This window comes from Rhodococcus sp. MurmanLake-1 (genome assembly GCF_056945715.1).
Window position 1 is genome coordinate 127,170 of record NZ_JBWZNF010000008.1, and the last position, 22,720, is coordinate 149,889.

Here is a 22,720-nt window from a genome sequence, read left to right on the forward strand (position 1 = left end):
CGCACGGGGGCTATGCCCCTAGCGAAGCCGGCGGGGTGAACCGCGGGCCGTACTGCGCAGCGAGTTCCTTTGCACGAGCGACGAAGCCGGCCGTGCCGCCCTCGTAACCGACGATGAACTGGTGAACGCCACCGGTCCAGGCCGGGAATCCGATACCCATGATGGAGCCGATGTTGGCGTCCGCCGTGGTGATCAGGACGTTCTCGTCGAAGCACTTCTGCGTCTCGATCGCCTCGATGAACAGCATGCGGTCGATGAGGTCCTGGATCGGAGCATCGGAGGTTCCGGAGTTGAAGTTCTCGCGGAGTCCGGACCACAGGCCGGTGCGCTTGCCCTCGGCGTAATCGTAGAAGCCGGCTCCACCGAGCTTGCCCTTACGATCGAACTTCTCGACGAGGGTGTTGATGACCTCGCCGGCCGGATCTGCCGGCAGTTCCTTGCCCTCGGCCTTGGCGGCGTCGGCAGATTCCTTGCGGATCTTCTGCATGAGGGTGAGGTTGAGCTCATCCGAAAGCTGAAGCGGCGCAGCCGGGTAACCGGCCTGCATACCGGCCTGCTCGATGGTGGCGGGCTCGACGCCCTCGGCGAGCATGCCGATGGCCTCGTTGATGAAGGTTCCGATGACACGCGAGGTGAAGAAGCCACGCGAGTCGTTGACCACGATCGGCGTCTTGCGGATCGCCTGGACGTAGTCGAACACGCGAGCCAGAGTCTCGTCGGAGGTCTTCTCACCGCGGATGATCTCCACCAGCGGCATCTTGTCGACGGGCGAGAAGAAGTGGATGCCGATGAAGTCTTCCTGACGCTTCACGCCGGTGGCGAGACCCGTGATGGGCAGCGTCGAGGTGTTCGAGCCCAGCAGCGCCTTGGGATCGACGATCTCCTCGATCTCCTGGAACACCTTGTGCTTGAGTTCCTGGCTCTCGAAGACTGCTTCGATGACGAAGTCGACGCCGGCGAAATCTGCCGGGTCAGCCGTCGGGGTGATCTTGGCGAGGAGTGCGTCGGACTTCTCCTGCGTGGTCTTGCCGCGCGAGAGCGCCTTGGCCTCAATGCCTTCGGCGTACGCCTTGCCCTTGTTGGCAGCCTCGATGCTGACGTCCTTGAGGACGACGTCGAAGCCGGCCTTCGCGGAGACGTACGCGATGCCCGCGCCCATCATGCCTGCGCCGAGGACGCCGACCTTCTTGATGGTGGACTTCTCGATGCCTGCCGGACGTGAACCGCCGCCGTTGATCGACTGCAGGTCGAAGAAGAACGCCTGGATCATGTTCTTCGCGACGCGGCCGGTCACCAGCGAGGTGAAGTAGCGAGCCTCGATGAGCAGCGCGTTGTCGATATCGACCTGCGAACCCTCGACGGCTGCGGCCATGATGGCGCGCGGAGCCGGCATCGGAGCACCCTTGAGCTGCTTACGCAGGTTCGCGGGGAACGCCGGAAGGTTGGCAGCGAATGCCGGAGTGGACGGAGTTCCGCCAGGGATCTTGTAGCCCTTGACATCCCACGGCTGAACGCCGCCTTCGGGGTTGGCCTTGATCCATGCCTTCGCAGCCGGAACCAGTTCTTCTACCGAGCCGACGACCTCGTCGATGAGGCCGACTTCCTTGGCCTGAACGGGTCCACGCTGCTGCCCCTGGAGCAGGACGCCCATGAGCGCGTTCTGCAGACCGAGCATCCGCACGGTGCGCACGACGCCGCCGCCACCGGGCAGCAGGCCGAGGGTGACCTCGGGCAGGCCGATCTTGACGCCCTTGACGTCTGCCGCGATGCGGTGGTGGGTCGCGAGAGCGATCTCGAGACCGCCGCCGAGCGCCGCGCCGTTGATGGCGGCGACGACCGGCTTGCCGAGAGTTTCGAGACGACGCAGGTCTGCCTTGATCTCGACGCTGTGGTTGTAGATCTCCTCGGCCTGCTCGGGGCCGACCTTGATCATGTTCTTGAGGTCGCCACCGGCGAAGAATGTCTTCTTGCCGGAAGTGATGACGGCACCGGTGATGGAGTCCTTCTCGGCGACCAGACGGTCGACGGTGGCCTTCATCGACGCGATGTACGCGTCGTTCATTGTGTTTGCGCCCTGGTTGGGATCGTTGATGGTGAGCACGACGATGCCGTCGGCGTCCTGGTCCCAGTTGATGATGTTCTGATCAGTCACTTTGCTTGACTCCTGGTAAGCCTCGTTGGAAGGACGGACGCCGCGTCAGACGCGCTCGATGATGGTGGCAACGCCCATACCGCCGCCGATGCACAGGGTGATGAGGGCGCGCTTGCCGCCACGACGCTCGAGCTCGTCGACCATCGTTCCGGTGATCATCGCGCCGGTTGCACCGAGCGGGTGACCCATGGCGATCGCGCCACCGTTGACGTTGAGCTTCTCGTCCGGGATGTTCAGGTCCTTCTGGAACTTCAGGACGACGGAAGCGAATGCCTCGTTGATCTCGAAGAGGTCGATGTCGTCGACTGTCAGGCCGGCAGCTGCCAGAACCTTCTTCGACGCCGGCGTCGGGCCGGTGAGCATGATGGTGGAGTCGGCGCCGCTGGTGGCGGTGGCGACGACGCGAGCGCGCGGCGTGAGACCCATGTCCTTGCCGGCCTGCTCGCTACCGACGAGCACGAGGGCAGCGCCGTCGACGATTCCCGAGCTGTTGCCGCCGTGGTGAACGTGGTTGATCTTCTCGACCCAGTGGTACTTCTGCAGCGACACGGCGTCGAATCCGCCGATTTCACCGATCACACCGAACGCGGGAGCCAAGCCGGCGAGGTTCTCTGCCGTGGTGCCCGGACGCATGTGCTCGTCGTTGTCGAGGATGGTGATGCCGTTGATGTCCTTGACCGGCACTACCGACTTGGCGAAGTATCCGCCGGTCCACGCCTTGGCGGCGAGGTCCTGCGAGCGCACGGCGTATGCGTCGACGTCGTCACGCGAGAAGCCCTCGATGGTGGCGATGAGGTCTGCGCCGACGCCCTGCGGCACGAAGTAGTTGTCGTAGTTGGTGGCGGGGTCGAGTGCCCACGGTCCACCGTCGGATCCCATCGGAACGCGGGACATCGACTCGACGCCACCGGCAATCACCAGTTCGTCCCAGCCGGACCGAACCTTCTGAGCAGCCATGTTCACGGCCTCGAGGCCGGAAGCGCAGAAACGGTTGAGCTGAACGCCACCGACGGTGTCGGGCAGTCCCGCATCGTTGACTGCAACGCGGGCGATGTCCATTCCCTGATCGCCAACGGGGGTGACGACGCCCAGGATGAGGTCGGAGATCCGGTCCTCGTCGAGGTCGGGAAAGCGCACGCGCAGTTCCTGGATCAGACCCGTGACCAGCGAGATCGGCTTGACCGAGTGCAACGACCCGGTCTTCTTGCCGCGGCCTCGCGGGGTACGGATGGCTTCATAAATGAATGCCTCTGTGGTCACTGTGAGGTGTTCCTTCCGTGTAATTCGTCGAACCGGTCTGCAGATCGTCCGCGCCACCTTCGGTGGTGGCGCATGGCCGAGGTACAGACCTCAGCCCTTTCACTGTAGAACGTGTTCCAAATTCATGGGAAGGACCGAAGCGATCCTGCTAGGTGACCGAGGTGATCAGGTGCGCGAACGCCTGCCCGCTTCGGTTCATTTCGAGAGCGCCCCCGGAAGCACTCACGGCACGATGCGATACGGCAACATCATGTCGTGATCTTCGTGATCGAGTAGATGGCAATGCCACACGTATCCCTGGAGTCGACCAGAATCAGCCATATCGTGGCGCCCGCCGCCCGTCATCCCACTACCCGTCATCACACCGCTCGGAAGACGATCGAACATCGCGTCGGGATCGAAACCCAGCTCATCCGCGGTGGGGAATCGCACGATGATCCGGGTGACGGTGCCGCCGTCCACCCTGACGGTGTCCTTCATCCCCGCTTCCCACGGCGCCGGCGCGATCATCGGCCCCGCCTCGAACCCGTCGGGCGACGGAGTCCACTTGTTGCCGATCACCGGCTGCGGATGGCGGATCAAGTACTCCAGCGTCCGCATCGGTGTTCTGCCGAGAATCCGGAAATTCACCAAGTGCAGGTGTATCGGATGCGGGTCCGGCGTGGTGTTGACGATGTTCCACTGCTCGACGGTGCCTTGCCGCGGCCTCTCGACGTCCGTGGTGCTGAACGTCAGGTTGTTCAACGTCATCTGAGCCGGTGGATTCCGCAGTTCCAGTTGCTGGCTCACCGTCACCGTGCGAATTACCGTCGGCTGCTCCAACGGGGCGAGAACGTCACGTTGTCGGCGCCCACCGCGCAGTTGCGACGGAACACCACCGGTGAATCCGCGCCTGGCGTCACCGCGGAACCGGCAGAACAGCGGCATAGTCACTTCACCGATGACAGCGGCGGGCAGCGGGGGCGCCTCGTCGTTGCGAAGCTCCACCGTCGAACCCTCCGACAGTCCGGTGAAATCGACGAGGAGGTCGTACCGCTCCCCCGGTGCGCAGCGGAAGGCATTGACCGCGACGGGTGCGTCGAGCATTCCGGCGTCGTTGCCGATGACCCAGAACGTCATCATGTTCGAGAAGTGAAGATTCCACACACTTGCCGACGACGCATTGACGATGCGGAAGCGGTAAAGGCCCCGAGCCACGGACAGTTCCGGCCACACCTTGCCGTTGACCAAGCCGACGTCGCCCACCGCGCCGCCTTCCCACGATCCTTCCGGGATCAAGATGGTGGATCGGCCGTTCTGGGCGCCTGTCGGCGTGAAGATCTTCTCCTGCAGGATCAACGGGATCTCGAATTCCTCGGCCGGCAACCCCAACGGATTTCCCAGTTTGCCGGTGTCGAATTCATCCCTGATCAGATAGTTGCCGATCAGACCGGCGTAGACGTTGAGCCGGGTGATGCCCATCGCATGATCGTGATACCAGAGGTGGGCGGCTTCCTGACCGTGCAAAAAGTGATGCATCGCAGCCTGTCCCGGCATCACCAGCAGTTCCGGGTGGCCGTCGCTCTCAGGTGAAGTGACTCCACCGTGCAAGTGCAACGACGTCGGCGGGTGCGCACGAAAGTCGGCCTGCATTCCGTGCAGCGTCATATCCATGTCCGCTGCCAACGGATGTCCGGTCAGATCGTTCTCGAACGTCAACATGATCGGCTCGCCGGAATGCGCCTCGACGGTAGGGCCCAGATAACCGCCACCGATCTCTCCGCTGCGGTACGACAGTGCCGGGGACGGGGGAAAATCCCGATGAAAGGCATGTTGCCCCACTTGCGCTGTCAGTGTGATCTCGTTTCCGGAAAGCGTTGACAACGAATGTAGTTCGTCACAGAACGGCTCGAACTCCGGCGAATGAAAAATCAACGGAGACTCGATATCCACACTCCCCGCCGGAGCAGCACCTGCCTTTGCACCCAAAGCAACAGCCGCTGTGCCGACTACCGACCCTTTCAGAACCGATCTTCTGGAAACCCCGATACCCATACATTCCCCTCCCCATCGAAACGGGTTGCGTTCTCCCGCAAGGAAAACGCAACCCGTCTCTCCACTTCGATCTCGGAAAATCCCCCGTCTACTTTCCGTCGATCGCCTCCAGCACCGAATCGATCAGCGACTGTGGAAGTTTCGACGGCGGAGAGATTTCCAGTTCTCCCGGAGCGCCCGGCATCGTCCAGACAGTTCTGTGCCGAGCGATCGCGAGCTTCTCCCGTGATCCGTCCTCATTGACCTTGAAGTACTCGAACTCGAGGTCGATCCCCCTCTCGTAGAGGGCAGACAAGGACATCGTGACCAGGACGTCGTCGAACGGCATGACCTCGCGCAGATGCTCAACCCTGGTGTGCACACAACGAAGTTCCCCGAGAGCGCCTCTGGCCGCCATGGCCTCACGCTGAGAACGGACCAGGAACTTGTCCCGAACCCTCGACTGCCAGATGTAATAGTTGCCGAAGTAGATGTTGCCCACGACGTTTCCGTCCTGCAACGTCGTCGAGAACACCTCGGATTCGAGCAGGTACGGATTGCGCGGCACCATCGGAGCCGAGCGGATCACGGAACCACGATCGACGTTCTTCGGTTCGGTGGGAACAGCGATGTTCTTCGTCCCCGTCGGAATCGTCATCGGCTCGATGAAATCGTGGAAGTACTGCGGCATCGGCCGTGCCGCCACCACACCGTGGGAGAGGATTTCCACCCACGTCGTCTGCATCGCACTCCACCCGATGTGAGTGCGCGTCTCGCCGTCGACCCGGCACCATTCGACATGCAGATTGGTGGTTGCCCGATCCGGACCGGTGAGCTCGGTGATCCAGATCGTCCCCTCGACAATCTCGTCGGTGTACAGGTTCGCATCGATGAACACCTCGGAGTTGTTGGTCACCATGCCCCAACGACCCGTCGCCATGTCCTCCACGATCTGCTTCGAGATCGGTCCGGTTCCCCTCTCTCGCAAAGCGCCCAACCACAGCGCGAAGCTCGCGAACCCCACTGATCCACCGACGTTGCACGCGTCCCGGAACCCGACGGGGAACCGGATCGACACCGCCGGATAGCCGCTCCGGGCCACCACATGCACGTCGGAGCCGTAGGCCATCGGATCGAACTGCGCGAGAGACTTCGCCGACAACGGTCCGGAGTCGAACTGCGGTGCCGGGTCCTGCGCCGGTTCCTCCGCATCCTCCTCATGAGTCACAAACGCGAGAATCCGCTCCTCGTTGTCCGTCAACAGAGCTGGAAAAGTCAGAACCACCACGCTTCCCTCTGCGCCGCCGCGGAAGGTCACTGCGTCGTCCTCCCTGGCGCCCATCGCCAGAGAAACCGACATCTGCCCCGTGGCCTTTCGGATCGCCTCGGCCGCCGCCCACAGCCTGGTTCCCGCACGATCGAGTGATTCGCCGCCTGCGATCAACTCGTCCAGCAGCGGAATCCGCGCCGAACCCAGAAGCGCCTTCCACTGCACGGCGGTTCGGGAGCGAATCGGTTCGATGTCACACCCCTGAGGCCAGTCGCCGGCCGAACTGAGTGACTTGCTGCCGTCGTGCGAGAACGAGACATCCACAGAGGGCGGAATATCACCGACGACGACGGGCTTTCCGGTTTCCTGCCATTCGATGGCAAAGGCATTACTCATTTGATCACCACATCCTCATCGAGATGAATGTTCACGGCCGCCTCGGCGATCGGTTTCTCCTGCTCGTGGCGTTCCGACTTGGTCAACTCGTGAATCCCCGGGGTATGCGCGACCACAACCCGCGGGCTCTTCACTCCCAACGCCCGGCTGTGTTGCGCGAGCTTGTCGAGAATGATCTGTGCGTCGCGCGCAGTCGGATCCGCGATTTCCTCAGCTGTAGGACGGCTTTCGTCGTGGGAGAGAATCTGGGAGCGATATCCCTCGAGCTGCATCACCACTCGTCCGTCCTTCACCACCGCCACGTCGGCTTGCATGTGGGTCTCTGTCTGCACCTTGTCGTAGGCGTACGCGGTGAACGAACGAGCCTCGAATCGTCCGTCGTACATGTCGATTCGCGCAATGTTGACCGGAAGGCAGATCTCCCGCGGAACCATGATCTGACCCGATTGGAGCAGGGAATCGAGGAAGTAGGGATCACCGAGGAGGTGCTGCTTACGGTCGGCTCGCGAAATAGCGCTGAAGAGAATGTGCTCGGAATCGAGGCTCGAGATCTCTTCGAGTCGGCGGAAATCGCCCTCCTGGAACAGCAACCACGAGTAGAGATCGTCCAACGGATCGATGTCGAGCACCGGTCGCGGCAACTCCTTCTCGAACTCCGGCAGTGTTTCGTCCAGCCCGAAGATGAAGTCGGCCGAGAAATGGGGCCGTCCGTACCCGGTCCGTTCGGTGCCGATCGTGACATGCACCCGCGTTCCTGCAGCATCACGATCCTGCTCCACGACGCTTGCCTTGATCTCGACTCTGGTGCCCTCGACCGTGTCGACGACGATCGGTCGATCCAGCTTGATGTCGTCGATGCGGACGCGGCCCAGAGTCACGCGTCCGGTGACATAAGCCGCCGCCTGCGACATCGCCTCGAGTCCGAACACCGTCGGAAGCAGCGCCGATCCTTTCCAGACATGTTCTAGGACAAAAGGATCTGCCGAGGTGGACAACGTCGTCCGGGTAACCAGTTCTACCTGCGGCTCGATGGTCACCACTTGGTCGATGTACCGCGACACCGCCGGCAGAGCCGGTGCTGCCGGCGCCCAGGTGTCCAGACCGCCGAGTCGACTGGTCACGACGATACGACTCGCCTCGGGTCCGCTGTCGACCAGACGAAGGAAATGATCCACTCCCGCAGCCGTGGAAATCGGCATGACACCCATCTTCGCGAGGTGGTTGACACTGCCCATGCGGGCGCCCATGCCGGTCTCCCCCCACACGCTGTACGCGAGCGAGAACGTCCGAGTCTTCGGGTGCCCGGCGGCATACCGCATCACCATTTCGTCGAGAAGCTCGTTTCCGTATGCATACCAGCTGTTTCCGGGCATACCTGTGAATCCGATGATGGAGGAGAAGCCCACGAACAGCTTCAAGTCGCGATCAGCGAGCGCTTCGACAAAGTTGGCTGCGCCCAGGACCTTAGGTGCGACCTCCTTGAAAGCCGCAGCGCTGTCGACTCTCTCGAACCGCCGCGGAACATTCGCCCCCGCACCGTGGACAAACCCGGTGATCGGCCCAACCTCGACCTCGATCTGGGCGACGACGCCGGCCACCGCCGCAGCATCCGTGACGTTGCAGCGATAGTAGTGAGCGCTCAATCCGGCAGACGTGAAGTCCGCAAGAGTGGAAGCGATTTCGTCACCCGCTTGTCGCTGAGAGCTTCCGATCAGCACTAGTTCGGCGCCTGTCTTTCGACCGAGAGCCAGAGCGCATTGCGCCATGATGCCTTTCGCGCCACCGGTCACGACCACTACATCCGAACTCCCCAACCCGCTCTCGCGGACGGTGTAGTCGCTCGAGGCAAGAACCCGCGGTTGCAGTGCCGTGCGTCCCATCTCGGTGTCGTAAGTCGCGAACACATAGGATGCAACCGAATCCAACTCGGAGACGACGGTGGTTGCCACCACCGCGTCCGCAGTCGAGCCGTCGAATCCTATGACGCGGACATCCAGTTCGGGGCGCTCGTGATGCACCGAAGCGGCAAAAGCCGCCGCACTCGATACCGGCGCCGGATTGCCCAACTCGACATCGGTGAACTGAATCACTGCCAATGTGGTTCGTGCGCCTCCACTTTGCTGCGCCGGAACCATCTTGTACATGTGTTCGATCCCACGGCGCAAGCCGATTTCGGTGACGGAATCATCGGTCACACGCGGCATTACGGCAACCACGTGCTGTGCATTCGCAGGAGCGCCGTCGGAGAATGTGCGAATGTCGACCTGAGCACCACGCCCTCGTAGTTCGGATTCCAACCTTCCGACCAAACCGGCGTCGTCACCGATGACGACAAACGTCGTGTCCGTGAGGTCTCGGACTCCGTGCAACGCTGTCTCGCTCCGAACCTTTTCCAGGGTGTAATCGCGAACCCAGGTGAAGCTGTCGGCTGATAGACCCTTTGCCTTCACCGGCAGCGCCCGCGCAACCGGCTGCTGCTGCCCCGACTTCTCTTTCGCGGATCGATCGAGCACTTCGATCAGTTCACCCAGGCTGACGTTGACGAGTTCGGCCGGATCCAGATCACCCTGAACACCCAATCGCGTTGCCACAGTTGCTATCGCATCGGCAGCCTTGATCGAGTCCATGTTCAGGTCGTCGAGCAAGTGGAGATCCACATCGAGAGACTCCACCGGAAATCCGGTGTCCTCCGCGATTACCTCGAGCAGTATTCGCGACACGTCCGACTGCACCGAACTCGCTGCTGGAACGGCAGAACCGAGATTCGGTGATGCCGCAAGGATCAGCGATGCTGCTTCTCCGATCGTGGCATTGGCCAACTCGGCAGGGTCGAGGTCGACAACCTCGAACTGATGCGCAACCTTCGAAATAGCCTCTGCCGCACTGATCGAGTCGAGATTCAGATCATCGAGCAGACGCAGATCCGTCGTGATCGACTCGGCGGGGAATCCCGTCGTATCGGCGAGGATCCTGGTCAGCTCACTTTCCACGGACCCAGCGCCCGCGTCAGCCGGCTCTTCGACTACCGGAGCCGAAACCGGCGAAGGAGCTTTCGCTGCTACAGATTCGTGGCCGTTGGTGACTGCCCGCGAAGTCGGAGCAGATGGAGAAGACGGAGAAGTCGCTCCACTGCCTACATCAGCACGAATCACGTCGACGAGGAAGGTCCCGCGTCGGCTCAGGTAATCGGCCAGCGCCGCAGCCGGATCCCCGCCGGACGTACCAAGTGCGAGCGGTTCGGGAGCAGAGGTAACCGTCAGCTTCGCCTCGGCCAGGTTCTCGATGAACACCTTCTGATCGGCAGGAACGAATTCGCGCACGAACCGGCCGTCGAAAATTTCGTTCCAGCGGACCTGAGCGCCGTGGACGTACATCGCGGCCAGCGCGACGTTGAAGTCCTCGTCGCGTCCGGACTTGGACGCAACGGGGAAGCAGCGCACGCCGTCGGTCCCATTGATCGCCTTGGTGAGCCCGGTCAGCACACGGCCGGGTCCGACCTCGACGAGCAGGTCCACGTCCTGCGAGATTCCACTTACCGTCTTGACCCAGTCGACCGGTGAGACAACCTGTTTGGTGACCAATTCGCGAAGTGCCAGTGGCGTCTGTACGCGTTTCCCTTCGACGCAGGAATACACGGGGCAAGTCAACGAATCGACTTGCTCGTCAACGGGCGCAGTGGACTTCAGCTCCCGCTCGGCCTCGTTCATCATCTCGGAGTGGAAAGCATTCGACACGGCAAGCGCCTGAGCCGACACTCCGCGCGTCTTCGCGATGGCAACCACATCGTCGACCGCGTCTTTGGTGCCCGAAACCACGGTCTGTGTAGGCGTATTCAGATTCGCGACGGTCGCGTAACCCTTTGTTTCCGCAATGATCACCTCAGCCGTCGATCGGTCGCAGGTCAGGCTCGCCATCGCGCCGTTTCCACCACCACTGACAGCCATGGCCGCACCCTTCGCCGCAGCCAAGGTGATCAGCGTCTTCTGGTCGTAAGCTCCTGCCGCGTAGAGCGCGGTCAACTCGCCGAGACTGTGGCCGGCGACAGCACTGGGTGTGACACCCAATCGGCGGAGGTACTCGAACCAGAGCAGCGAAGCCAAAGCGACGGCAGGCTGGGTGAACTGCGTCTGGGCGAGATCCCGCTTCCACTTCGCCAATTCCGCAGCGTCAGCGCTCTTGACCGGGTTCCGCAGAATTCGAGGCGTGATCGCCTCCGCTCCAACTCCCTCCAACCAGCCGTCCGCCTCGGTCGCCAGTTCGCGTGCCCACTCGAAGCGCTCGATCAGCACGCGCGCCATCTCTAGTTGTTGGGATCCCTGTCCCGGGAACAGGAATCCGATGTCGTGGTGGACGGCGTTCGAGATTGAGATCTCGTTGCTCACGACCTTCACCTGACCGGATGCAGGAGCGGAGTTCTCGCAGATCACGGCAAGCTGACGCATGCGTTCGGCCAACTGCGCGGGACGTCCGGCCACCACTGCGGCACGGAAGGGCGCGGTCGGCGAGATCACTCGCGAGAGTTTCGCCGAAAAGTCCAGCAGCTCCGCAACACTCAACGGAACCGCCAGATCTGCAACATCCCGCGCTCGGGTCGCCAAGTCCACCGCGGAATCTGCAGAGAGTACAAATACCTCGGTGTCCTGATACGACGCCATCATCGTGCGGACGTCTTGCGAGGGTGTCAGCTTGATGGACGGTGCATCAGCCGATTCGATCGCGACGTGGCAGTTGATACCGCCGAAACCCATGGCTTGCGCACCGGCACGCATCTTCTCCGACGGATCTCTGATCTCGCCGTTGACAAGCGGAAAGAGTGCCGGTGCTTCGGTTCCGAACGCCGGGTTCGGGTCGGTGCAACCGGCGAGCGGCGGAAGGATTCGTTGATTGACGGCCATGGTCGCCTTGATCAGCGCAAGGATGCCCGACGCCGCCTTCGTGTGCCCGATCAGCGACTTCAGTGAGGTCATGCCGATGCTACGAGCCTCGACTGGTCCGTCCGTCTGCGCGGCCTGCTGGACGCCGGCCAATTCGACAGGGTCCCCGACGGGAGTACCAGTTCCGTGTCCTTCGACAAAGGCAACCTCGCTGGCCGCGAATCCCGCTCCCGAATATGCGCGACGGATCATTTCGGCCTGAGTTTCGGCGCGGGGCTTGGTAATTCCACCCTTGCCATCGGTGGAGATGCCCCAGCCGCGAATCGTCGCGTACACGTAGTCGCCGTCTGCCCTGGCGTCCTCGAGTCGTTTCAAGGCCACGAATCCGCAACCTTCACCCGGGATGAATCCGCTTCGGCTTGCGTCGTACACGTTCATGTCGCCGCGTGTCAGTGCACCCAAACGGGCGAATCCCACCAGTTCCAAAGGATCCAGGCTGACGTCGACTCCACCTGCCAAGACGAAGTCGGCCGCGCCGGACGCCAGCTTTTCGGCTGCAGTCGCCACCGCGAGCATTCCGGACGCGCACGCACCGTCCACGACGTACCCGCCGCCGTTGAAGTCGAGGTAATTGCAGATACGGCCGGCGATCGTATTCGACAACATGCCGGCCAGAGTGTCTTCACTCGGCTCCACCAACGGGCCTTTGTAGACCTCTTCCATCGTCTCGGCGAGAGCATCGGCGACGGAACTGTCCAACTGGCGCGCTTCGGCTGCCACAGCGAGTGCGCGCTTGACGTAAGGCCAACGCAAACGCATCGACCACATCCGGGATTCTTCACCGGTGAGGGAGTTGCCGACGATTGCGGCGCTGCGTCCAGTTGGCACCGATCCTCGGCTGTAGCCCGCGTCCGCCAAAGCCCCGAGTGCTGTTTCCAGCGCCAACCAGTGTGTGAGATCTGTCGACTTGAAGGTTCGCTCCGGTATCCGGCGACCGACCCAGTCGAATTCGAAACCGTCCATGAACGCGCCGCGGTCGGCGTATGTCTTGTCGACGTCGTCAGGGCTCGCGCTCCAGTAGTCGTCGAGCGACATCCGCGACTCGGGAAACTTTCGGAATTGCATCCGTCGCGCGAGGACGTTCTCCCAAAATCCTTGCAGATCATGGGCACCGGGAGACCACATGCTCATCCCGACTATCGCGATCGCGGGATTAGTTGAATCTTCAGTCATCTTACACTTCCTATTTTCGCGCGCATCCACGGGAGACTCAATCGACCGAAGACTAACCACGCGTTCAGCCGTGTGTAAAACGCAGATTCACCTCAAGGCATAAACAAATAACAAAGGTCGTTCAGCTCCGTGAACATGTGTCAGCAATTTAGCAGCAATCGATAGTTAGCTGTAACTCGGAGTTACTTATTTGCTTCGTCGCCGGTCAAGCAGTGGTTTGAACATCCGTACCGGACACCGGTTTCACGGCCACCGTTTTCTCGAGATCGGCAAATGCTCAGTTGAGTGCGCACCGAAATGCCGCAATGCCGAATATGTGGCCAATTCGCCGAATGTCCCAAATTGGTCGATCACCGCAAAACAAACATCCGACAACTATCAATCTGAACATTCGTGACACACCGAGAATTAGCAACAGCACGCGAATGTCGATCAGACAGCTAGAAATTCCAGATATTCTTCGGCGACCATCGTCCGAATCGATGTTTCGTTACACCGGAATTGAGCGAACGAATGTGCCAGCAAACCGGCCACACACAATTCAGCTTTGCCGGGCCGAGCCGGTGCCCTTTCGACACGTGCGCACACAAAAGGAACGGCACTTATAACAATTCGATCACACAGTGGTGCCGCGGCATTCCGACAGCCGTTTCACGCGCACGGACCGAGTCGGCAACTCAGCTTTCGAGGCGGCGTGCCCCGAGGACGTCCTTGAGGAGTTCCTTTGCAACGTCCTCGGGATCACGTCTGGCAGTCGGATCAGCGGGCTCAGCCGCCTCCGCGAACATCTCGTCCTCGTCCTCCGGCGTTGCAGGCGGAGGAGTTGCCTCGTAGTCGACCTCAGGAGCAGGGGCCGGTCCAGGGTCTTCCGGATAGTCGGGGGCCTCAGGCGGCGGAATGTCGTCCGAATCTCCGCGCTGGGGCTGCGGGGCCTTGGGCTGCTGCGCTGCACGCTCCTGACTGGGGCGCGAGAAGCGGGGCGCAGCGGCCGGGCGGCTCGCAGCTTCTGTCACCTTGGGTGCGCTCGATGCTGCCGGCGCTGTGGGCGCACCTTCTTGGTACTCGACTTGCCAAGTGCCACCGAACATCTCGGCAAGGACCTCGCAGATGACCGCCGCGTTGTGCGGTTGCGTCACACGAGCACCCAGGACCGGCGAGCCGTGAGCGATGACCACAACATGTCCACGCACGTCGTGAACCGTCGCAGCGGACAGCATGGCCGGAAGAACCTTGTTTCGTTCACCGACCTTGTTGCGCAAGGTGTTCCACGATTCACGGAGGGTCTCGACTGTGGGGCCCGCCGAGACCGGCGCAGCTTCTGCAGCCGCCGGCTCCTCGTACTCGGGCTCGGGCTCGTAGTCGGGTTCCGGCTCGGCAAGCCCGATCAGCTCTTCCGCTTCGACCGGAGCAGGAGCCGGTGGTTCAACCACAGGAGCTTCAACTATTGGAGCTTCGGCAACCGGAGCTTCAACCACTGGTGCTTCAACCACCGGAGCTTCAACCACTGGAGCTTCCGCAACCGGCGGTTCCACGATCTCGACGGTGGGAGGCTCGACCACGGGAGCTGCCGCTACCGGAGGTTCGACGACAGGAGCCTCGACGACCGGCGGCGCCGCCGGAGCCGGGGCGGCTGGTTCCGGCCGTGCCTCAGGCTCGGCCTTGCGTTGGGAGGGCCGTTGGAACTTGGAAGCAATCTCCGGTTCGAGCGGCGGCACAGTCGGTGCCGGCGTTGCTGCCGCGCGAGGGGCAGCGGCAGCCGCGACTCCGGCAGCCGGAATACCTTGTTCCAGGCGCTCGAGCCGCTGCAACACAGCCGACTCGGTGTCGGAGGCCGAAGGAAGCAGCATTCTCGCGCACATCACTTCGAGCAGCAGCCGCGGCGCCGTCGCCCCACGCATTTCACTGAGACCAGCGTGGACGGTTTCGGCGAAACGGGTGAGCGTGGCCGGGCCGACTCGCTGAATCTGTTCACGCATCGTGACCAGCTCGGCCTCCGGCGCATCGACCAACCCTCGTTCGCTGGCATCGGAGACTGCCTGCATCAAAATGAGATCGCGTAGACGTTCGAGGAGATCGAGCGCGAATCGGCGTGGATCGTGACCGGCGTCCATCACCCGATCGACAGTGCCGAACAAGGCGGCTCCGTCACTGGCAGACAGGGCGTCTACTGCTTCGTCGATGAGCGCGACGTCGGTGACTCCGAGAAGAGAGAGCGCCCGCGGATACGTGACACCTTCTTCGCCGGCTCCCGCGAGCAACTGATCGAGGACACTCAACGAGTCGCGAGGCGAACCGCCGCCGGCCTTGATGACCAGGGGATAAACAGCAGACTCGACCGGTACGCCTTCCTGGGCGCAGATCTTTTCCAGGAGTCCGCGCATGGTCGACGGCGCCAACAGGCGGAACGGGTAGTGGTGTGTACGCGAACGGATGGTCGGGAGAACCTTCTCCGGTTCCGTCGTCGCAAAGATGAAGATGAGGTGCTCCGGCGGCTCTTCGACGATCTTGAGCAGCGCGTTGAAGCCCGCCGCCGTCACCATGTGTGCCTCGTCGATGATGAAGACGCGGTAGCGAGAAGCGGCGGGGGCGTGGAACGCCTTGTCTCGGAGTTCTCGGGTGTCGTCGACGCCACCGTGACTTGCGGCGTCGAGTTCCGTCACGTCCAGGTTGCCTGTGCCGCCCGGGCCAAGCGAAACGCACGAGTCGCATACATCGCACGGCGTCGACGTCGGTCCCTGCTCACAGTTCAGCGAACGCGCCAGGATTCGCGCCGACGACGTCTTTCCACAGCCGCGCGGGCCGGAAAACAGATAGGCATGGTTGATGCGTCCGGTGTCGAGGGCCGTGCTGAGCGGTGCGGTGACATGCTCCTGCCCCACCACCTCGGCGAAGGACGCGGGTCGATACTTCCGGTACAGGGCCACGCGCAAAGACTACCGGCGACCCACGACAGGTGATCCGGTGCGGGTGCAACGCCGACTTCTCCCGAAACATGTTCGCAACACAATCGCAGTGCGGAGGAAACCGCACGCACCCATCGTGGGTTCCGTGCACGCGGGCTGGTCCGCATGCGTGAGGAGAAAACTGTGCCCGCCACCATCGATGCCGGAGCAACTGCCTGGTTGCTCGTCAGTACTGCACTCGTACTTCTGATGACGCCAGGACTCGCGCTCTTCTACGGCGGCATGGTCCGCTCGACCGGCGTACTCAACATGATCATGATGAGCTTCGTCTCCATCGCACTCGTCACGGTCGCGTGGTTGTTCGTGGGCTACAGCCTCGTGTTCGGCGACGATCACGGTGGCATCATCGGCGGACTCGAACACATCGGCATGGCGGGCATCGACCCGTCGACCGTGCACGGGAATGTCCCGGAAGTGTTGTTCGCAACCTTCCAATTGACGTTCGCAATCCTTACTGCAGCACTCATCAGTGGTGCGATCGCCGACCGCGCGAAGTTCTCCGCCTGGATGATCTTCGTCCCCATCTGGTCCTTGCTCGTCTATGTCCCCGTCGCTCACTGGGTGTGGAATCCGCAGGGATGGCTCGCCCAGATGGGCGCACTCGACTACGCCGGTGGCCTCGTGGTCGAAATCGTGTCCGGAGCGTCAGGCCTGGCATTGGCACTGGTCCTCGGCCAGCGGATGGGTTTCAAGGCCGAGTCGATGCGTCCGCACAATCTGCCGTTCGTCCTGCTCGGCGTCGGTCTGCTCTGGTTCGGTTGGTTCGGATTCAACGCCGGGTCGGCCCTTGCGGCCGACGGTATGGCCTCGCAGATCTTCCTCAACACACTCGTCGCCGGCTGTACCGGACTACTCGGCTGGCTGTTCGTCGAGCAGAACCGTGACGGACACCCCACGACGTTCGGCGCAGCTTCGGGCGTCGTCGCCGGTCTGGTCGCGATCACCCCGTCGTGCGGAACGGTGAACATGTTCGGTGCGCTCGTCATCGGTCTGATCGCGGGCATCGTCTGCTCGTACGCCGTGGGATGGAAGCACAAGCTCGGCTACGACGACTCCCTCGACGTCGTCGGCGTGCACCTCGTCGGCGGAATCGTCGGCTCGTTGCTGATCGGACTCCTCGCGACGGCCGTGATGACGGGCGGTCCGGAAGGTTTGTTCTTCGGCGGCGGATTCGCGCAGCTGGGCAAGCAGTTCGTCGGTGTCGTCGTGGTCGCGCTCTATGCCTTCGGTGTGACCTACGGTCTCGGAAAGCTCATCGACAAGACCTTCGGCTTCCGTATTTCGCGTGAAGACGAGGCCCGCGGAATCGACGTTGCCCTGCACGCGGAGTCCGCCTACGAGCACGGAGTCCTCGGCCACGGTCCGATCGGCGGACAGAACCCGAGCCCGTTCCTCCAGCGTCAGCGTGAGGAACGGGAGAACCGCGAGCGGGACTGACCGCCGTCACCGGTTTGCGATTTCCTCCATCAGGATCGGAACGCCGACATTGCAGGAGTGAATCCCGACGACGGTGGTCAGTTTCAGCACCTCGAGAATCTCCTTCGGGGTCACTCCCATGTCGAGCGCAGCGCGAATATGGCGTCGTACGCCGGGTGCGTACATGTGTGTGCTCGCCGCATCGACGGCTATGCACAGCAACTGGATCACCTGAGGTGACAGCACCCCACTGTTCCAGGGCTGCATTGCTGTCTTCATGTACAGCTCGGTCCACTCGGGATCCAGCTCCGAAAGTCCGTCCCACAACGGATTCCAGCCACCCGAATCCTTCATGGCCTGGGTCACGGGAAAAGCTTCACTTGCTCGAACGTCAGTCATCGATCTCCTCAGACAATCGAAAATGCTTGATTCAGTTCACGTTTGAGAATCTTTCCGGTTGCCGTCATCGGCAGCGACGGCACGAACTCGATGCGGCGCGGATATTTGTAGGCGGCCATCTGTTCCCGCGACCATTCCACGAGATCCGATTCGGAGATCTCTTCACTCGGCTCTCGGATCACGAATGCGACAACTTCTTCGCCGAGGCTCGTGTCCGGCACCCCGACGACAGCGACGAGTGAGACGGCTGGGTGGGTGAGCAGAACCTCTTCGATTTCGCGTGGGTAGACGTTGAATCCGCCCCGCACGATCATGTCCTTCGCGCGGTCGACGATGTAGTAATTTTTGTCGGTATCGACCCGTGCCAGATCCCCGGTGCGAAACCATCCGTCGCACATTACTTCCGCCGTCGCCTCGGGTCGGTTGAAATAGCCCTTCATGACGTTGTGCCCGCGAATGGCCAACTCACCCACTCCATCGGGGCCGGTGATCGTACGCCAAGAGTCATCGACAAGCCGCGCTTCGACGCCCCAAATCGGCACGCCGATCGAACCGGGCCGGGGGTCGCTCTCCGGGTCACTGAACAAGGCCAACGGAGAGGTCTCGGACAACCCGTACCCTTCGAGGATCTGAACACCGAAGCGTTCCCTGAACTGTGTCAAGATTTCGACGGGAAGCGCTGCACCACCGGAGATCGCGCACCGCATGTTCTGTGCAACGGTCTCGATATCCACCCCGGATTTCACTACCTCCTCCAGCACGCCGAGCAGTCCCCAATACATGGTCGGGACGCCCGCGAAGACCGAGATCTTTTCGCGTTCCATGATCTCGAGTGCCGCGGTCGCATCGAAGCGCGGCATCAACACCAAAGTGGCACCGACGCAGATTCCCGCATTCATGGTCACTGTCTGGCCGAACGAGTGGAACAACGGCAAAGTCAGGAGATAACGCTCATGCATGGACGGAACGCTCTCGAACAACCGGTTGGTCGACAGTGCATTCAAGACCATGTTGCAGTGAGTGAGTTCGGCGCCCTTGGGCTTTCCGGTCGTACCGCTGGTGTAGAGAATGACCGCGGTGTCCGTCGGTTCACGAACAACCGCGGCTGCAGGCGTTTCCGTGCCGGACACGGATGCCAGTGCTTCGCCTAGAGTCTCGACTCCGAGGATCGACGACGGTGCACCCGGCTCGGCGCTGATCACGATCAGGGCCGAACAGGTCTCGCTCTGCTCGAACCCGGCGATGGCGTACTCGGCGATCGGTAATTCGGGACTTCCCTCGAAACAGAAGTACAGCTTCGCTTCCGAATCAGCCAGGTGATAGGCGATTTCGCGCCCCTTGAGCAGGATGTTCAGAGGAACGACGACGCCACCGGCCTTGAGAATGCCGTAGTAGACGATCGGGAACTCGAGAACGTTCGGGCAGGACAACGCCACCTTGTCACCTGGCTCGACACCCCGCGAGACGAGCAGATGGGCGATGCGATTCGCGTAGGCGTCGAACTGTGCATACGTCAGCCTCGCTTCTCCGAGAACCAGCGCATCCCGTTCCGGGTATCGCCGGGCCGAGTCTTCCAGCAGAGCAGCAAGATCAAGCATGACTGTGTTCCTCCTGCGACTCGGAATCCGTGGTACGAGACGAGGCGGCGTGCGACACCGACTCGAGCAGTTCCCACACCAATGATTCCGCCCGCGGCCAATACCCGTATCCGGACGCCGGATTGAGATGTCCGACCTCACCCAGATCCAGCAACCGACTCCCCCATCCTTCAGCCAAACCCACAACTCGGCGATACCCGGCGAGCGGGTCGTTCCGACTCGCCGCGACCGTGCTCGGAAACGGCAGACGCTGACGCGGTATCGGTAGCCACCCGTACCGATCGAGCTCCTCGAGAGACGGATAGGACTCGGGTAGAGGAAGTTCGAGATCCGCCGGCGTGACCAGAAGTGCGCCGGCAACATCTCGATGATGCGCCCTCGCCCAGTGGGCAACTGTCATGACTCCGGCGCTGTGCGCGACCAGGACCACCGGGCTGGAAACACTAGTCAACACCTCGTCCAATACCGCAACCCTGGCATCGCGACTGAGCTTGTCGGTCTCGAGGGGAGGAACCGTCAGAACGTTGTCGAGCCTGCGCGCGAGGTGAGTCTGCCAATGATCCTCGACATGATCGCGCAGACCGGGAACTATTACTACCGTGGGTGATTCATCCATCAGGAACTCCGAACTTCTGCTACTTCAGTGGCGCCGGGGATCTCGGGCCGATTCTGCAACGTCGCCAACCGCCTCATCCCGGCGGGATAGGCACGCTTGCCGGCTACCAACGCGAGGGCCGCGACGACATAGACGAAGGGCGAAAGCTGTAGAGCGCCGAGAAGACCCAGGTGATCGGCGAGGATGCCGACCACGAAGGGACCGAGCGCCAGCCCAAGAAGGTTGTTGGCAACGGTGAGCGTTCCCATGGCCGACGCTCGAATCGAGTGATGGGTAAGGTTCGCGACCATAGCTGCCGTCGGCCCCGACGAACCGGCGGAGAAGAATGCACCGATACCGAGCAATACGAGTTGCGCTGTCCCCGTATCCAACCGGAGCCCGATACTCAGCGTCACCAACGAGATGGCGCAGTAGACGATTGCGGTGGTCCATTTCCGCGCCGAATCGTCGCGGCTGAATCTATCTGTGATGAACCCGCACACCACCATCCCACTTCCGACCAGGAGGACGAACACGGAAGCCGTGACGCCGGCCTTGTCCGGGGCCAAATCGTAGTAGCGATTGAAGAAGCTCGGCAACCACGCCAGAAGTACAGCGGCGGTGAACATCTGGAGACCACCACCGATGTAGGCGAACAACACGGCGGGATTGGTGAACAGCGAGGACACCGGCGCACGAAAACCGTCGTGTCTCACCGCTTCCCCGGCGGCATCCGGCGCGGCCTCGACGGCGTAAGCGGTGAGCTTCTTCTCGGTGACGAGGGCACGGAACAGCGCAACCAGAATCAGACCGAAGATCGCCATGGCGGCAAAAGACCACCGCCAACTGAACTGGACTGCGATGAACCCACCGATTGCCACACCGATGACCGAACCGAACGATCCACCGGCCATGAAGGCACCGGCAAGAGCTGCGTGCACGCGGGGCGCAAACACACTGAGGACCACGGCGATACCCACGCTGCCGTACGCCGCTTCACCGACACCTACCAAGAATCGGGCGCCCAACATCTGTTCGTAGGTCTGAGCGATTGCGCACAGCAACGTCGCGACACTCCACAACACCGCCATCAAGATCAAGCTCTTGACGCGGCCCCAGCGGTCCGCGAGCAGCGACAACGGGAACGTCAACAGCCCGACCATCAATGCCACCACGCTGCTCAGGGAGGCGAGGTGCGAATCGGAGAGATCCCAGTCCGCTTTCAGGATCGGGAAGACTGCACTGAGCACCTGCCTCGACATGTAGTCCGAGAGCAGAAGACCGAAAGCCAGGGCGAAAACGATCCACGGGTATAACTTTCGTCGTCCGCCGATTCCGAGCGCGGTGTCCACACGTGGCGTGGCGGGAGCTTGCAGTCCCATGACTCTCCTAGAAGTACTCGAGGTAGACGGGGGGATTCGGGGGTACGAACCGTCGCGGTTCGTACCCCCGGAACTGTTGTACGAGAGGGTGCGAACTCAGGCGTGCTGCGTGAATCCCAGCTGGCCGATCCGGCGGTTGGGCGCGTAACCCAGCTTCGCCAACGTCTCGTCGGTGTCGGCATACGTCTCACCGATCCGGTAGATGTCCCGAGCTTCCTTCGCGGTAGCCACCTCGCGGCCCAATTCGCCTGCAATGCGCACCAACTGCTCGATCTGCTGCACCGACGTCATCTTCTCGCCCTTGCGGCCCCAGATGGTGTCCTCGTTGCCGCAACGAGCGTGCAAGCCCATCGCGATGGCCATCGTGTTCACCGGCAGGACGCTACGCATCAGCGTTTCCAGCGTCAGGCACGCACCATCGGGAACACGCTGGACGAAGTTCATCATGTTGTACGGGTTGGGGCCGTCGAAACCGCCGCCGATTGCGACCCACGTGAGGTTGACCGGACCCGTGTAGATGCCGCGTCGGATCAACCGCTCCACCGTTTCGAGCTGCGGAATACTGGACAACTGGAAATGCGGCTGGATTCCGGCGGCCTGCAACCGGCGCAGGTGCTCTGCCACCCACTCCGGACCGGCGGGCACGGTCATTTCCCGATACGTATCGGCCAATTCCGGACGTTGCATCGACGTACCCGCGATGTCGTCGTCGGTCATCAGTTCCATGATGTTCATCTGGCTGGTGTTGATCGCGATCGTCACCTGATCGGGAGCCGGCTCCAATTCCGCCAGCATGTGACGCACGTCGTCGGACAACCACTTCGCATCGGCGCCTTCGCCCTCCGGGGCAAACGAAATCGAGCCGCCGACCTGCAGAATCATCTCGGGAACGGCCTCACGCAAGCGGCCGAGAAGCTCGTTGAACTTCGACAGTCGCTTCGAGCCCTTGCCGTCGAGTTCACGCACGTGGATGTGGAGAACGGTGGCACCGGCGTTGAAGCAGTCGACGGCTTGCTGGACGTGCTCGTCCATCGACAGCGGGAGGTCTTCTGCAAAATCGTCCGGCTCCCACTCCGGTCCGTAGGGAGCAACGGTGATGACAAGCTTGTCCTGGGTTTCGGGGAACAGTGAATCGTCGTGGAAATGCATAGTGTGACTCCGATCGAGTG

The 22,720-nt window shown here is 62.0% G+C and carries 12 protein-coding genes; 1 reads left to right on the plus strand and 11 read right to left on the minus strand.

The features are described 5' to 3' along the window. Positions 1–10: 10 nt before the first annotated feature. From AC2ETI_RS22190 to AC2ETI_RS22215, 6 genes are all read right to left on the minus strand, one after another. Complete coding sequence (locus AC2ETI_RS22190; RefSeq protein WP_483634395.1) at positions 11–2,152, minus strand: 3-hydroxyacyl-CoA dehydrogenase NAD-binding domain-containing protein; 2,142 nt, start codon at positions 2,150–2,152, stop codon at positions 11–13. Between the two features lie 45 nt (positions 2,153–2,197). After that, positions 2,198–3,412, minus strand: coding sequence for an acetyl-CoA C-acetyltransferase (locus AC2ETI_RS22195; protein ID WP_007731553.1), 1,215 nt, complete (start codon positions 3,410–3,412; stop codon positions 2,198–2,200). 222 nt (positions 3,413–3,634) lie between these two features. Next, the gene (locus tag AC2ETI_RS22200) at positions 3,635–5,446 is read right to left on the minus strand and encodes a multicopper oxidase family protein (RefSeq protein ID WP_058227082.1); all 1,812 of its coding nucleotides are present in this window, start codon (positions 5,444–5,446) and stop codon (positions 3,635–3,637) included. A gap of 88 nt (positions 5,447–5,534) precedes the next feature. Then, positions 5,535–7,091 carry a hypothetical protein gene (locus tag AC2ETI_RS22205; RefSeq protein ID WP_483634396.1) on the minus strand — a complete coding sequence of 519 codons (1,557 nt, stop codon included), beginning with the start codon at positions 7,089–7,091 and terminating at the stop codon, positions 5,535–5,537. Beyond that, the gene (locus AC2ETI_RS22210) at positions 7,088–13,198 is read right to left on the minus strand and encodes an SDR family NAD(P)-dependent oxidoreductase (RefSeq protein WP_483634397.1); all 6,111 of its coding nucleotides are present in this window, start codon (positions 13,196–13,198) and stop codon (positions 7,088–7,090) included. The genes AC2ETI_RS22205 and AC2ETI_RS22210 overlap by 4 nt, the downstream gene beginning before the upstream one ends. Before the next feature lie 677 nt (positions 13,199–13,875). Beyond that, positions 13,876–16,122 carry a DNA polymerase III subunit gamma and tau gene (locus AC2ETI_RS22215; protein ID WP_483634398.1) on the minus strand — a complete coding sequence of 749 codons (2,247 nt, stop codon included), beginning with the start codon at positions 16,120–16,122 and terminating at the stop codon, positions 13,876–13,878. Positions 16,123–16,284: 162 nt separating this feature from the next. Here AC2ETI_RS22215 and AC2ETI_RS22220 point away from each other — a divergent pair, with 162 nt between their 5' ends. Further along, positions 16,285–17,598, plus strand: a complete 1,314-nt coding sequence (locus tag AC2ETI_RS22220; protein ID WP_003943791.1) for an ammonium transporter — start codon at positions 16,285–16,287, stop codon at positions 17,596–17,598. A 6-nt stretch (positions 17,599–17,604) separates the two neighbouring features. Here AC2ETI_RS22220 and AC2ETI_RS22225 read toward each other — a convergent pair whose 3' ends face one another. The 5 genes from AC2ETI_RS22225 to AC2ETI_RS22245 form a co-directional block, all read right to left on the minus strand. Beyond that, a complete protein-coding gene (locus AC2ETI_RS22225) occupies positions 17,605–17,976 on the minus strand; it encodes a carboxymuconolactone decarboxylase family protein (RefSeq protein ID WP_020905896.1) in 372 nt (123 codons plus the stop codon). Between the two features lie 8 nt (positions 17,977–17,984). Continuing rightward, positions 17,985–19,574: a long-chain-fatty-acid--CoA ligase gene (locus tag AC2ETI_RS22230; RefSeq protein ID WP_483634399.1), complete on the minus strand. Its 1,590-nt coding sequence runs from the start codon at positions 19,572–19,574 to the stop codon at positions 17,985–17,987. Further along, on the minus strand, positions 19,567–20,190 hold the full coding sequence (locus AC2ETI_RS22235) for an RBBP9/YdeN family alpha/beta hydrolase (protein WP_483634400.1): 624 nt from the start codon (positions 20,188–20,190) through the stop codon (positions 19,567–19,569). Before AC2ETI_RS22235 ends, AC2ETI_RS22230 begins: the two co-directional genes overlap by 8 nt. Next, entirely contained in the window at positions 20,190–21,551 is a 1,362-nt protein-coding gene (locus AC2ETI_RS22240; protein WP_021332896.1) for an MFS transporter, read from the minus strand. Before AC2ETI_RS22240 ends, AC2ETI_RS22235 begins: the two co-directional genes overlap by 1 nt. Positions 21,552–21,647: 96 nt before the next feature. Next, on the minus strand, positions 21,648–22,700 hold the full coding sequence (locus AC2ETI_RS22245; RefSeq protein WP_003943988.1) for a beta-keto acid cleavage family enzyme: 1,053 nt from the start codon (positions 22,698–22,700) through the stop codon (positions 21,648–21,650). Positions 22,701–22,720: the final 20 nt, after the last annotated feature.